A 14082-nucleotide genomic window follows, 5' to 3' on the forward strand; every position below is an offset into this window, starting at 1 on the left:
CCCGGGCCTGTACCCCGCCGGGCCGGCCCCGCCCGGGGCCCGGCGGCCCCCCCCCCCCCCCGCCCCCCGCCCCGCCCCCCCCCCCGGGGGCGGGGGGGGGCCCCCCCCCGCGCCCCGGGCCCGGGGGCGGGCACCGGCCCACCGACTCCGCCCCGCGCCGGCGCTGTCGCGGGGCGGATCCTCGCCCACCGGCGGGACCAGCCGCCCGCCGCCCACCGCCGTGCGATGCCCCCCCGGCACCGCACGGCCCCGCCCCGGCTGCCCGGACCCTGGAAGGAGGCACACCGTGGCCGGCGAGATACCGCAAGCCCAGCCGCCCCCGGAACCCGGACCCCGGCGGCATCCGTACGTCGCGCTGTGGCGGTGGCGACGCAACCCCCTGCGCCGGCGCACCGACCGGATGCAGGCGTGGATCGCCCTCGGGCTGCTGCTCGCCGTGCTGGCGGCGGCCCCGGCGGCGATGTTCGTCGTCGGCGACACCGCGTACCGGCACTACCGTGACACCGCGGCGCGCCAGGAAAGCACCCGGGACCACCTCCCGGCCGTCCTCGTGCACGACGCCCCGCGCCATCCCGAACCCGGCTCGGAGGAGGCGGAGAAGACCCGCTACCCGGTCGAGGTCCGCTTCACCGGCCCCGACGGCAGGCCCCGCACCGGGAAGGCCGACGTCGAGCCCGGACTGACTGCCGGAAGCACCGTCCACGTCTGGGCGGACTCCGCGGGCAGGATCACCGAGCCGCCCCTGGACACCGGGCAGATCCGCAGCCGCACCATGGGCTGGGCGATCCTCGCCTTCCTCGGCGTCGTCCTCACCGGTCTCGCCGTGCACGCGGTCACCGGCCTGGTGCTGCACCGGCGCAACCTCGCCCGGTGGGACGAGGCCTGGGCCACGACGGCACCGCGCTGGAGCAGGTTCCCGTGACCGGCGCGACCGGCGCGACCGGCGTGGACGAGGCACGCGATGCGACCGGTGCGGCCGGCACGGCTTCCGCGACCGCCGCCGGGCCCCGCCGCCCGGTCCGGCGCTCAGGCCGTCGCCGCACCCGCGGCGGGCGGCGCCAACTGGCGTGCCAGCCACGTCGGTACACCGCCGAGCAGGCGCAGCAGGCGGCGGGCCTCCTCCCGAAGCCGGGACGCCTCCGGCTCGGACTCCGTGTCGGCGAGCGACACCAGGGCCGGTGCCGTGCCGACGAGGTAGCCCAGTTCCTCACGCAGCCGGAGCGACTCGGCGAATCCGTGCCGCGCCTCCGTCAACTCGCCGTCCCTCAGGGCGAGTCCGGCAAGGTGCCGCCAGGTGGAGGACTGGAGCAGCGGATCGCCCTGCGCGGTCGCCCCGGCATGGGCCCGCCGGTACGCGGCGCGGGCGGCCTGCGGCGAGCGGGTGAGGTTCTCCGCGACCAGCCCGCGCCGGAAGTCCAGCAGCGCCCGCCCCCGCGAACCCGGCGCGATCAACGCCGCCGCGCGGCCCAGCGCGGCCCGCGCCTCGTCGGCCCGGTCGCGCACGCCGTGCACGGTGGCGGCGTAGGCGAGCTGCCCGCGTTCGCAGGCGGCGGCCCCGCGCTCCTCGTCGGTGTGGGCCAGCGCCTCGGCCGTGCGCAGCGCGTCCTCCGCCTCGGCCCAGCCCTGCTCGGTGTAGAGGCACCGTTCCACCAGCAGCGCCGCCCGCTGGAGCGCGACGGCCGCGCCGGCCGGTTGCAGCAGGGCCACCGCGTCGGCCCAGCAGGCGCGTGAGCGCAGCCGCCACACCGCGGTCTGGAGCGGATCGTCACCCTCGTTCGTTCCCCAACCAGCACCAGCCATGGCGGAATGCGCCACGTCGCCCTCCCCTAGCACGCCGTCGAGCCGTCGAGTGGTGGCGGCATCTCAGCATGAAACGGGGGCCCGGCCAAGGGGATGGGTGAAAAAATTCACAAAGTCGGGGGACTTCCGGCCGCGAACGCGGGGCGCGCGGCGCGCTGCCCGCCCCGCGCCGCGCGCCCTCTTCGCGCCTCAGCTCATCCGCAGCGCCAGGAAGAAGTCGAGCTTGTCCTCCAGGCGCGACAGGTCACGCCCCGTCAACTGCTCGATCCGCCCGACGCGATAGCGCAGCGTGTTGACGTGCAGGTGCAGCCGGGTCGCGCAGCGCGTCCAGGAGCCGTCGCAGTCGAGGAACGCCTCCAGGGTCGGGATCAGCTCGGCGCGGTGGCGGCGGTCGTAGTCGCGCAGCGGGTCCAGCAGCCGGGCGGTGAAGGCGCGCCGCACGTCGTCGGGGACGAAGGGGAGCAGCAGGACGTGCGAGGCCAGTTCCTGGTGTCCGGCCGCGCACACCCGGCCCGGGCGTGCCGCGGCGACCCGGCGCGCGTGCCGGGCCTCCTCGAGCGCGCCGCGCAGCCCCTCCGCCGAGTGCACGGCCGCGCTGACGCCGAGCGTGACGCGCCCGTCGCCGTCGAGGCCGGCCTCCAGCGGGTCCCGTACGGCGGCCAGCAGGGCGTCGGCGTGGATCCCGGTCTCGGAGCCGTCGTGCTCGGCGGAGACCGCGGGCAGCGGCACCAGCGCGACGGCCTCGTCGCCGGTGTGGGCCACGGCTATGCGGTCGGAGTGCTCGGGTCCGCTGGCCTGCGGGTCGACGAGGATCTCCTCCAGCAGCCGCTGGGCGACCTGGCCGTCCTCGCCCTCGCCGTCGTCCCACTCCACGCGGGCCACGACCACCTGCCAGTGCGGGGCCGCGCCGAGGCCCGGCAGCAGCACCGGTGCCGCGACCCGCAGCCGGGCCGCGATCTCGGCGGGCGCCGCGCCCGTCTGCACCAGTTCCAGCACCTCCTGCGCGAGCCGCCGGCGCACCGTGCGCGCCGCGTCCCGCCGGTCCCGCTCGACCGCGATGAGCTGCGTGACGCCCTGGAGCAGGTCGAGCCGCTCCTCGGGCCATTCCCCGGCGTCCGCCGACACGACCAGCAGCCAGTCCGACAGCACGGACGCGCGCACGTCGCGCAGCGTCGCCGGGGTCCGGCCCGCACCGGCCACCGCCGGGCGCGGACCGCCGCCCCGCACCGGGAAGAGGCTGTACGTCGTCGTGCCCAGCGTCACCCGGTGCGGGGCCCGGCGGCCCGCGCGGGTCGCGGCCAGATGCTCCGCGGCCAGTCTCGCGCACACCTCGGCGGGCAGCGCGGGGCCCGAGTCCTTGGGGCCCGCGACCGGCCGCCCGGTCGGCGACAGCACCCACGCCCGCAGGTCCAGGTCGGAGCCGAGCAGGTCCAGCACCACGTCGGGGCCGCCGCCCGCCGGGCCGGAGGTCATCATCCTGCGGTGCCGGTCCACCACGGCCGCGAGGTCCCCGGCGCGCTCGCCGGACACCTGCCGCACGACGTGCTCGGTGATGGTCGCGAACGCCACCGACTCGTGCACCGCGAACAGCGGCAGCCGGTGCCTCGCGCACGCCGCCACCAGATCGTCGGGCACGCTCCCCAGCTCGGCCTCACCGGCGGCGAGGGCGGCCACCCCGGCCTGCACCAGGATCCGTACGAACGGCTCGGAGTCGGCGGTGTCCCTGCGCCAGGCGAGGCCGGTGAGGACCAGCTCGCCGCCGGAGAGGTAGCGGCTCGGGTCCCGAAGGTCGGTGGTCATCACCCCCCGGACCGAACGGTCCAGCTCGTCCTCGCCACCGAGCAGCCTGAGGCCCAGCGCGTCGGTGTCCAGCAGTGCGCGCAGCCGCATTCTCGTCGCCGCCGTTCTTTGTCTCGAAGTGTTCCAGGTCACGCGGCTGTGTCGCCCGTTTCCGGAGGAAAGCGCGGAGGCCACTGAGGACTCCCGTTCATACGAATCTACAAGATGCCCGCCCTGGCCAGCCAACTCCTTCATGGTTTCTGCGACTGACCCTGGTGGAGCACCGGACGGTGTACTGAGCCCACTTCACGTAAACAGCACATGAACGAGCCGGGCCCGCCGCACACGGATTGGCTCAATCTGCATGCCCCACGAGACGAAGAAGAGAGCCGGTCATGGACTTCCTTCGCCCCGCCAGCTGGGAGGAGGCGCTCGCCGCCAAGGCCGAGCACCCCACCGCAGTGCCGATCGCGGGCGGCACCGACGTGATGGTCGAGATCAACTTCGACCACCGTCGGCCCGAGTACCTGATGGACCTCAACCGCATCGGCGAGCTGACCGAGTGGGAGACCGGCGAGGACTCCGTACGGCTCGGTGCCTCCGTGCCCTACACCAGGATCATGGAGAACCTGAGCACCGAGCTGCCGGGTCTCGCCCTCGCGTCGCACACGGTCGCCTCCCCGCAGATCCGTAACCGCGGCGGCGTGGGCGGGAACCTCGGCACCGCCTCCCCGGCCGGCGACGCCCACCCGGCGCTGCTCGCCGCCGGCGCCGAGGTCGAGGTCGAGTCGGTGCGGGGCAGGCGCCTCATCCCGATCGACGAGTTCTACAAGGGCGTGAAGCGCAACGCGCTGGAGCCCGACGAGCTGATCCGCGCGGTGCACATCAAGAAGGCCGACGGCCCGCAGCAGTTCTCGAAGGTCGGCACCCGCAACGCCATGGTCATCGCCGTGTGCGCCTTCGGCCTGGCCCTGCACCCCGAAACGCGTACCGTCCGCACCGGCATCGGCTCGGCCGCGCCCACCCCGATCCGGGCCACGGCCGCGGAGGAGTTCCTGAACGCGGCGCTCGAGGAGGGCGGCTTCTGGGACAACGGAAAGATCATCACCCCGTCGGTCGCCAAGCAGTTCGCGGACCTGTGCTCCGCCGCCTGCAACCCGATCGACGACGTCCGGGGCACCGCGAGCTACCGCCGCCACGCGGTCGGCGTCATGGCCCGCCGGACACTCACCTGGACCTGGGAGTCGTACCGCGGCGCCCGCCGCACGGAGGGAGCTGCGTAATGCGCGTCAACTTCACTGTCAACGGACGTCCGCAGGAAGCCGACGACGTCTGGGAGGGCGAGTCCCTGCTGTACGTGCTGCGCGAGCGGCTCGGCCTGCCCGGCTCCAAGAACGCCTGCGAGCAGGGCGAGTGCGGTTCCTGCACCGTCCGGCTCGACGGAGTGCCGGTCTGCGCGTGCCTGGTCGCGGCCGGACAGGCGCAGGGCCGCGAGGTCGTCACGGTCGAGGGCCTCGCCGACTACGCCAAGCAGCGCTCCGAGGGCTGCGCCACCGGCGCCTGCGGCGGCGCCGAGGGCAGGGGCGAGGGCACGACCCTCGACCAGGCCAAGCGCTGGCAGGCCAAGGGCACCGACTCACAGACCGGCGAGGCCGCCGAACTCGCGCCGATCCAGCAGGCGTTCATCGACGCCGGCGCCGTCCAGTGCGGCTTCTGCACGCCCGGACTCCTCGTCGCCGCCGACGAGATGCTGGAGCGCAACCCGAACCCGACCGACGCGGACATCCGCGAGGCGCTGTCGGGCAACCTGTGCCGCTGCACGGGCTACGAGAAGATCATGGACGCGGTCCGCCTGGCGGCCGCGCGTCAGTCCGAGGGGGTCTGATCATGGCTGCCAACGGCGCACCCACCAAGATCACGCAGGGTTCCAAGACCAAGGGCGGCATCGGCGAGTCCACGCTCCGCCCGGACGGCACCCTCAAGGTCACCGGCGAGTTCGCGTACTCGTCCGACATGTGGCACGAGGACATGCTCTGGGGCCAGATCCTGCGCTCCACGGTCGCGCACGCCGAGATCGTCTCGATCGACACGAGCGAGGCCCTCGCCATGGCCGGCGTCTACGCCGTCATGACCTACGACGACCTGCCCACCGACGTACGGCACTACGGCCTGGAGATCCAGGACACCCCCGTCCTCGCCCACGGCAAGGTCCGCCACCACGGCGAGCCGGTCGCCATCGTCGCCGCCGACCACCCGGAGACCGCGCGCCGCGCCGCCGCCAAGGTCAAGGTCGAGTACAAGGAGCTGCCCGTCATCACCGACGAGGCCTCCGCGACCGCCCCCGACGCGATCCTCGTCCACGAGAACCGCGACGACCACCACAGCGGCCACGTCCCGCACCCGAACATCGTGCACCGCCAGCCGATCATCCGCGGCAACGCCGACGAGGCCGCCAAGCGGGCCGACGTCATCGTCAAGGGCGAGTACTACTTCGGCATGCAGGACCAGGCCTTCCTCGGCCCGGAGTCCGGCCTCGCGGTGCCCTCCGAGGACGGCGGCGTCGACCTCTACATCGCCACCCAGTGGCTCCACTCCGACCTGCGCCAGATCGCGCCCGTGCTCGGCCTGCCCGAGGACAAGGTGCGGATGACGCTCTCCGGCGTCGGCGGTGCCTTCGGCGGGCGCGAGGACCTGTCGATGCAGATCCACGCCTGCCTGCTCGCGATGCGCACCGGCAAGCCCGTGAAGATCGTCTACAACCGCTTCGAGTCCTTCTTCGGCCACGTCCACCGCCACCCCGCGCGTCTGTACTACGAGCACGGCGCCACCAAGGACGGCAAGCTCACGCACATGAAGTGCCGGATCGTCCTGGACGGCGGCGCCTACGCCTCCGCCTCCCCGGCGGTCGTCGGCAACGCCTCCTCGCTGTCGGTCGGCCCGTACGTGATCGACGACGTGGACATCGAGGCCGTCGCCCTCTACTCCAACAACCCGCCCTGCGGCGCCATGCGCGGCTTCGGCGCGGTCCAGGCGTGCTTCGCCTACGAGGCGCAGATGGACAAACTGGCGAAGAAGCTCGGCATGGACCCGGTGGAGTTCCGGCAGCTCAACGCCATGGAGCAGGGCACGATCATGCCGACGGGCCAGCCCGTGGACTCGCCCGCCCCGGTCGCCGAACTCCTGCGCCGCGTCAAGGCGATGCCGCTGCCGCCCGAGCGCCAGTGGGAGTCCAGCGAGGGCGCCGACGTGCGCCAGCTCCCCGGCGGCCTGTCCAACACCACGCACGGCGAGGGCGTCGTCCGCGGCGTCGGCTACGCGGTCGGCATCAAGAACGTCGGCTTCTCCGAGGGCTTCGACGACTACTCCACCGCCAAGGTGCGCATGGAAGTCATCAACGGCGAGCCCGTCGCCACCGTGCACACCGCTATGGCGGAGGTCGGCCAGGGCGGCGTCACCGTCCACGCGCAGATCGCCCGCACCGAGCTGGGCGTCACCCAGGTGACGATCCACCCCGCCGACACCCAGGTGGGCTCGGCCGGCTCGACCTCGGCCTCCCGGCAGACGTACGTCACCGGCGGCGCCGTGAAGAACGCCTGCGAGCTGGTCCGCGAGAAGGTGCTGGAGATCGGGCGCCGCAAGTTCGGCTCCTACCACCCGGCCTGGGCGACCGCCGAACTCCTGCTGGAGGGCGGCAAGGTCGTCACCGACGGCGGCGAGGTCCTGTCCGACCTCGTGGACGTCCTGGAGGGCGAGACAGTCGAGGTCGAGGAGGAGTGGCGGCACCGGCCGACCGAGGCCTTCGACCTGCGCACCGGCCAGGGCAACGGCCACGTCCAGTACTCCTTCGCCGCGCACCGCGCCGTCGTCGAGGTCGACACCGAGCTGGGCCTGGTGAAGGTCATCGAGCTGGCCTGCGCCCAGGACGTCGGCAAGGCCCTCAACCCGCTCTCCGTCATCGGCCAGATCCAGGGCGGCACCCTCCAGGGCATGGGCGTCGCCGTGATGGAGGAGATCGTCGTCGACCCGAAGACGGCGAAGGTCAGGAACCCGTCCTTCACGGACTACCTGCTCCCCACGATCCTCGACACGCCCACCATCCCGGTCGACGTGCTCGAACTCGCCGACGACCACGCCCCCTACGGGCTGCGCGGTATCGGCGAGGCACCCACCCTGTCGTCCACGCCGGCGGTCCTGGCGGCCATCCGCAACGCGACCGGGCTGACGCTGGACCGCACGCCGGTCCGACCGGAGCACCTCACCGGTACGGCGTAGTGACTCTCCGGGCGGCGCACGGAACGTCACACACTCCGCGCCGCCCGGAGCCTTTCCAAGTTCCGCTCCGCTCGCGGTCCTTGAGCACCATCACCATGCGTTCGTCTCGGGCCGTCCCCCGGGTCGTGCACATCCCAAATCCCGCAGCCGCAAGGGCGGCTGACCGGGTGCCCCTTTGAACCTTGGGAGACGGCACCATGACCCAGCAGTCAGTGGAGCCCACGACCACCGCCGAGGACGCGGGTGCGGGTTCCCGCATCCCGGCCGGCCGGTCGTGGCTGGACCGCTACTTTCACATATCCCACCGGGGATCCACGGTCGCGCGTGAAGTGCGCGGCGGCGTCACCACCTTCATGGCGATGGCGTACATCCTGCTGCTCAACCCCGTGATCCTGTCCGGCGAGGACGTGGCCGGACACAGCCTGGGCCAGGAGGCCCTGATCACGGCGACCGCGCTCGGCGCGGCCTTCACCACCCTCCTGATGGGCTTCGTCGGCAAGGTGCCGCTCGCCCTGGCCGCCGGCCTCTCCGTGTCCGGCGTCCTCGCCGGCCAGGTCGTGCCCAACATGACGTGGCCCCAGGCCATGGGCATGTGTGTGGCCTACGGTGTCGTGATCATGCTGCTGGTCGTCACCGGCCTGCGTGAAATGATCATGAACGCGATCCCCTTGCCGCTCAAGCACGGCATCACCATGGGCATCGGCCTGTTCATCGCCTTCATCGGCCTCGTCAAGGCCGGTTTCGTCGGCCGCAACCCGGCGCCCGGCGGCGGTCCCGTCATCCTGGGCCCCGCGGGTGAGCTGGCCGGCTGGCCGGTGCTGCTCTTCGCCGGCACGCTTCTGCTGATCTTCGCCCTCCAGGCCCGCAACGTCCCCGGCGCCATCCTCATCGGCATCATCGGCGGCACCGTCGTCGCCGCGATCCTGAACGCCGCCGACGTCATCAACGCCAAGCAGTGGGTGAACGGCGCTCCGGAACTGCACGGCAGCCCCGTGTCGATGCCCGACTTCTCCCTCTTCGGCGACGTGTCGTTCAGCGGCTGGGGCGACGTGGGCGTCATGACCGTCTCGGTGGTCGTCTTCACCCTGGTCCTCGCCGGCTTCTTCGACGCGATGGCCACCATCATCGGCGTCGGCACCGAGGCCAACCTCGCCGACGACAAGGGCCGTATGCCGGGCCTGTCCAAGGCGCTGTTCATCGACGGTGCCGGCGGTGTCGTCGGCGGTGTGGCGGGCGGCTCCGGCCAGACCGTCTTCGTCGAGTCCGCGACGGGCGTGGGCGAGGGGGCCCGTACGGGCTTCTCCTCCGTCGTCACCGGCCTGTTCTTCGCGGCCTGCCTCTTCTTCACTCCGATCACCGCGATCGTGCCGCAGGAGGTCGCCTCGGCCGCCCTCGTCGTCATCGGTGCCATGATGATGATGAACGCCCGCCACGTCGACTGGGGCGACCGCGCCACCGCCATCCCGGTCTTCCTGACCGTGGTGATCATGCCGTTCACGTACTCCATCACCCCCGGAGTCGCGGCCGGCGTCATCTCCTACGTCGTCATCAAGGCCGCCCAGGGCAAGGCCCGGGAGATCGGGGCCTTCATGTGGGCCCTCACGGCGATCTTCCTGGTCTACTTCGCCCTCAGCCCCATCGAGAGCTGGCTGGGCGTGCACTAGCCGCTCCCACGGGAACCCCTTCCATATCACCGCTGGACAAGGAGACCGACACATGCTGGACATCGCCGAAGAGCTGCACCGGTGGGTCGAGCAGGGACGCGACTTCGCGGTGGCCACGGTCGTGGCCGTCGGCGGCAGCGCGCCCCGCCAGCCCGGCGCCGCCCTCGCGGTGGACGCGGAAGGCACGGCGATCGGGTCGGTCTCCGGCGGTTGTGTGGAAGGGGCCGTCTACGAGTTGTGCCGACAGGCGCTGGAGGACGGCGAGAGCGTCCTCGAGCGCTTCGGCTACAGCGACGAGGACGCCTTCGCCGTGGGCCTGACCTGCGGCGGAGTCATCGACATCCTCGTCACACCGGTCCGGGCGGACGGTCCCGCCCGGCCGGTGCTCGCCCCCGCGCTCGCCGCCGCCGCCCGTGGGGAGGCGGCGGCGGTGGCGCGGGTGGTGAGCGGTCCGGCGGAGCTGATGGGCCGCGCGCTCGTCGTCCGGCCGGACGGCTCGCACACCGGAGGCTTCGGCGCCCACCCCGAGCTGGACCGCACGGTGGCCGCGGAGACGGGCGCCTTCCTGGACGCCGGCCGCACCGGCACGCTGGAGATCGGAGAGCAGGGCTCGCGTTGCGGAGCACCGCTCACCCTGCTGATCGAGTCCTCCGTACCGGCCCCGCGCATGATCGTCTTCGGGGCGATCGACTTCGCGTCGGCGCTGGTCCGCGTCGGCAAGTTCCTCGGTTACCACGTCACGGTGTGCGACGCGCGCCCCGTCTTCGCCACCGAGGCCCGCTTCCCGGACGCGGACGAGATCGTCGTCGAATGGCCCCACGAGTATCTGAAGCGCACGGAGGTCGACGCGCGCACGGTGCTGTGCGTGCTGACCCACGACGCCAAGTTCGACATACCGCTCCTCGAACTCGCCCTGCGCCTGCCGGTCGCGTACGTCGGCGCGATGGGCTCCCGCCGCACCCACCTGGACCGCAACGAGCGTCTGCGCGCGGTCGGCGTCACGGAACTGGAGCTGGCCCGGCTCAGGTCGCCCATCGGCCTGGACCTCGGCGCGCGGACGCCCGAGGAGACGGCGCTGTCGATCGCGGCGGAGATCGTCGCGGCCCGGCGCGGCGGCAGCGGCGTCTCGCTGACCGGCGCCCACACCCCCATCCACCACGACGCGTCCTCGCCGGCCGGGCGGATCGGCTCCGTGGCCTGAGCGGGCCGGAGCCCGGTCAGGGGTGCCGGAGCAGACGGTTCACCGCCCGCCCGAACACGAACCGCCCCGACCGGCGCAGCAGGGGGTCGCACAGGCGCGGCAGCGCACGGACGCCCAGTTCCTCGCGCCACACGACGCGGGCCCGGCCGCCGGGCCCCGTCCCGACCTCGATCTCGGCCCACCCCCGCACCAGCCGGCCCCGCTTGTCCAGCCGGCACCGGCCCGGGGCGCCGTCGCGCGGGGGCTGCCAGACGGTGACCTCCATGGGGTCGGCGAAGGCGAGCGGGCCCAGTCCCGTGCGGGCGACGACCACCGTGCCCACGCCGGTGGGCGGGGGAGTGGACACGGTCACTCTGGTCAGCGGCACCGCGTCGCCGTGGCGGTGCCATGCGGTGAGCCGGCGCCATGCCTCCTCGGGGGAGAGCGGCGCGGTGCGCTGGAGCGAGAAGACGGCCACGTGACGATCGTAGGCGTGCGCGGCCGTCCGGCGCCGCACGCGGAGGCGCGGCCCGGCCGGGCGAATCGGCCGACTCGCCGTCGCCCACCGGGCCGTGCTCCGTTCCGCCGTCGTCCTCGTCAGGGACCGACGCCGGCCGAAGGGGCCGGGTACCCCGCTAGTCGCAGGTGCCCGCGAAGGTGTCGCGGGTGACGACGTCCGTCGCGGCGGCGGTGGTGTCGAGCCACACGATCCGCCGGCCGTCACCGAGGGACGGGGCCAGCTGGGAGCCGGAGGAGCAGGAGACGCGGATGAAGTCGTTCCCACCGGCCAGCACGTCGGAGGTCTTGGCGACCTTCACCTTCGTGGGGCCGCTCCAGGACCCGAGGGCGCCCCAGAGGTCGTACGTCGAGTACGCGAGGTAGGCGTCGCTCACGGAGAACTGGGCGACGAAGAGGCCCGTGGGGTGGCGCAGGTTCGCCATCCGGGTCACGTCGTCGGCGGGCGCCGAGCCCAGCGTGGTGCTCGGGATCAGGAAGCCGCCGGTCACACGGTAGAAGACGCGGTCCGAGGTGAGCTGGATGTCCGAGATGTAGTTGAACAGGAAGCCGGAGATCCGCTTGTTCTGCGTCGTGCCGGTCGCGATGTCGTGGACGTGGAGGTACGTCCCGTCGCCGCCGGCCCAGGCGATCGTGCCGTTCCTCATGGCGAGGCGGGACGCCTTGGTGCCCGGCTCGGGCGTCACCTCGACCGTGGTGCCGTCGGCCCTGCGGAGCATCACGTCCTGTTCGTCGTCGGGCGTGGTGCGGATGTAGGCGAGGGCGCCGTTCTCGGTGACCGGCTCGGTCTCGTCCGCGCCCGGTTCGTCGACCAGCCGCTTGATCTCGCCCTGGCCCTTGTCGCCGGCCTGGTAGACGCCGATGCCGTCGGCGGCGATCCGGGTGAAGACGACGCGGTCGCCGTCGAGGGACGGGTCGAGCAGGTAGGCGTCCTTCTCGGCCAGCTCGTGCCGCGGGTGCTTGGAGAAGCGGCCCACGGTGATGCCGAACGCGGCCCCGCCCCGGTCCCAGGCGATGGCGTCGCCGTGACCGATGGCGTAGACGTCGCCGCTGATCTGGGCGGCCTGCTCGTCGATGCCGCCGTAGACCTCGTAGGCGGGCAGGACGTCCGCGGCGAGGGTGGTGCCGTCGTGGGTGCCGCTCCTGTGCTCCCAGCCCTGCTCGATGCCGTGGTCGTCGAAGGCCTTGCCGATCGCCGCCATGTCGGCCTCGGAGACCTTCAGGGACTTCGCGGCCAGGGTGACGGCGTTGCGCATGTCGGTGAAGCCCGACAGCGGGGTGAGGTAGTTCTCGGCGGCCTGGTAGACGATCCGGTCCGCGAGCTTCGGGTCGATGGTCTTGCGCATGTCCCACAGCGCGCCGCCGACGATGGTGGAGTTGTAGTGCACTCCGCCGTTGTCGACGTCGAGCGTGATGGGCAGGTAGTCCTTCCGCGCGTCGCGGCCGTCGTTCAGGTCGCGCAGGGCGCACTCGTCCAGCGGCTCGGTGCCGTTGCAGAGGTACTCGCCGACGAGTCCGGACGTCGGGTCGCTCATGGCGACGCCCTTGTCGGCGGTCTCGATGGCGTTGCCGAAGTAGTCGGATATCGCCTCGTTGAGGGCGCCCGGCTGGTTGAGGTAGACGAGCCCGGCGGAGTGCTCGGTGACGCCGTGCGTCATCTCGTGGCCGACCACGTCGAGGCCCACGGACAGCGGTACGCCGTTCATGTGGCCGTAGACCATCTTGGAGCCGTCCCAGAAGGCGTTGGCGTAGTCCTTGCCGTTGGCGGCGACGTTGACGACGGAGTGGATGCTGCCGCCCTTGCCGTCGATGCCGTCACGGCCGAGCCGGTCCTTGAGGTATTCGTAGACCTTGGCGGCGTTGAGGTGGGCGTCGACCGCGCCGGAGGTGGTGTTCGCCCCGTCGAAGCGCTGGGCCGAAGACGTCACCAGCGGGACGTCGTCGGTGACCGGGCCGCCGGCGACGAGCGTGTAGTTCTTGCGCTGCGCGTCGTAGGTGCGTATCTGGCCGCCCGTCCGCGGGAACATGGCGCGGGTGGAGTCGACCAGCGTGTACGAGCCGTCCGCCTCCCGGTTGGCGTTCAGCGCCGCCTCGGTGCCGTCCATTCGTACGCCCGTCGCCGCCACGGGCGTGGCGTCCGCCGCGTCGATGCCGTCGTACGACAGGGCGATGCCGCCGACCCGCGCGTCGACGTACACCTCCTGGCGCACCGGGCTGCCGTCGGCCCGGGCGCCGGTCACGGTGAAGTGCCAGGCCAGTGTGCCGCCGTGCGCGTCGGGCAGCACGACCAGGCCGTGCTCGGCGGTCTTCGCCCCCTCGACGGCGCGCAGGCGCGCGTCCAGTGAGAACATCCGCTGCCTCGCGGTCGCCGAGGTGACCTTCGGGGCGGTGGAGACGGTCAGGCCGGTGTACAGGGTGCCGGTGGTGGACAGGACCTTCTGGCCGCCGTCGGCGGCCTCGGTCTGCACGGCGTACTGGGCCCCGAAGACCGGCACCCCGTGGTGCTTCTGCTGGAAGCGGACCGCGGACTGCCGGCCGACCGCGGTGGTCTTCAGCGTCTGGAGGTCGGAGACCGGTACCCGGTAGGTGTCCTGATGGGCCCTCAGGTGGGCGCGGGCCGCCTCGGCGGGGGTGCCGGTACGGGCGGTGCCGTCCAGGCCCTCGGTCATGACGGGAGCGACCGGCGCCTTGCCGGCGGTGGTGTCCGCCGGCCGCGGTGCGCCGTCATCGGCCCAGGCCGGTGCGGCCAGCAGCGACGCGCCGGTGGCCGCGGCGGCCACGGTCGTGGCCAGGAGTCGGCTGAGCCTTCTCGGTCTCGTGGGGAACACGGGATCCCTCTCGCTCGGGTACGGGAACGTGAACGCGCGCCGA

The 14082-nt window shown here is 72.9% G+C and carries 10 protein-coding genes; 6 read left to right on the forward strand and 4 right to left on the reverse strand.

The features are described from left to right. Positions 1–286: 286 nt before the first annotated feature. Positions 287–922 carry a hypothetical protein gene (locus ACH499_RS31740; RefSeq protein ID WP_399020216.1) on the forward strand — a complete coding sequence of 212 codons (636 nt, stop codon included), beginning with the start codon at positions 287–289 and terminating at the stop codon, positions 920–922. Between the two features lie 104 nt (positions 923–1026). Here ACH499_RS31740 and ACH499_RS31745 read toward each other — a convergent pair whose 3' ends face one another. Together ACH499_RS31745 and ACH499_RS31750 are read right to left on the reverse strand one after the other, a co-directional pair. Beyond that, positions 1027–1815: a hypothetical protein gene (locus tag ACH499_RS31745; protein WP_356202278.1), complete on the reverse strand. Its 789-nt coding sequence runs from the start codon at positions 1813–1815 to the stop codon at positions 1027–1029. A gap of 174 nt (positions 1816–1989) precedes the next feature. Then, positions 1990–3690, reverse strand: a complete 1701-nt coding sequence (locus tag ACH499_RS31750; RefSeq protein ID WP_356202277.1) for a PucR family transcriptional regulator ligand-binding domain-containing protein — start codon at positions 3688–3690, stop codon at positions 1990–1992. Between the two features lie 284 nt (positions 3691–3974). Here ACH499_RS31750 and ACH499_RS31755 point away from each other — a divergent pair, with 284 nt between their 5' ends. The 5 genes from ACH499_RS31755 to ACH499_RS31775 all read left to right on the forward strand — a co-directional run bounded on the left by ACH499_RS31755 (position 3975) and on the right by ACH499_RS31775 (position 10716). Beyond that, positions 3975–4862, forward strand: coding sequence for a xanthine dehydrogenase family protein subunit M (locus ACH499_RS31755; RefSeq protein ID WP_356202276.1), 888 nt, complete (start codon positions 3975–3977; stop codon positions 4860–4862). After that, on the forward strand, positions 4862–5464 hold the full coding sequence (locus tag ACH499_RS31760; RefSeq protein WP_399020219.1) for a (2Fe-2S)-binding protein: 603 nt from the start codon (positions 4862–4864) through the stop codon (positions 5462–5464). The genes ACH499_RS31755 and ACH499_RS31760 overlap by 1 nt, the downstream gene beginning before the upstream one ends. Before the next feature lie 2 nt (positions 5465–5466). After that, entirely contained in the window at positions 5467–7851 is a 2385-nt protein-coding gene (locus tag ACH499_RS31765) for a xanthine dehydrogenase family protein molybdopterin-binding subunit (RefSeq protein ID WP_399020221.1), read from the forward strand. A gap of 197 nt (positions 7852–8048) precedes the next feature. Then, positions 8049–9515, forward strand: a complete 1467-nt coding sequence (locus tag ACH499_RS31770; RefSeq protein ID WP_356202270.1) for an NCS2 family permease — start codon at positions 8049–8051, stop codon at positions 9513–9515. A gap of 52 nt (positions 9516–9567) precedes the next feature. Next, complete coding sequence (locus ACH499_RS31775; protein ID WP_399020223.1) at positions 9568–10716, forward strand: XdhC family protein; 1149 nt, start codon at positions 9568–9570, stop codon at positions 10714–10716. A 16-nt stretch (positions 10717–10732) separates the two neighbouring features. Here the strand turns inward: ACH499_RS31775 and ACH499_RS31780 are convergent, their stop codons facing one another. Further along, positions 10733–11173: an SRPBCC family protein gene (locus ACH499_RS31780; RefSeq protein ID WP_356202266.1), complete on the reverse strand. Its 441-nt coding sequence runs from the start codon at positions 11171–11173 to the stop codon at positions 10733–10735. Positions 11174–11330: 157 nt separating this feature from the next. Continuing rightward, a complete protein-coding gene (locus tag ACH499_RS31785; RefSeq protein ID WP_399020225.1) occupies positions 11331–14039 on the reverse strand; it encodes a M4 family metallopeptidase in 2709 nt (902 codons plus the stop codon). Positions 14040–14082 lie beyond the last annotated feature (43 nt).

The organism is Streptomyces sp. NPDC018947, from assembly GCF_044390505.1.
GTDB lineage: Bacteria > Actinomycetota > Actinomycetes > Streptomycetales > Streptomycetaceae > Streptomyces.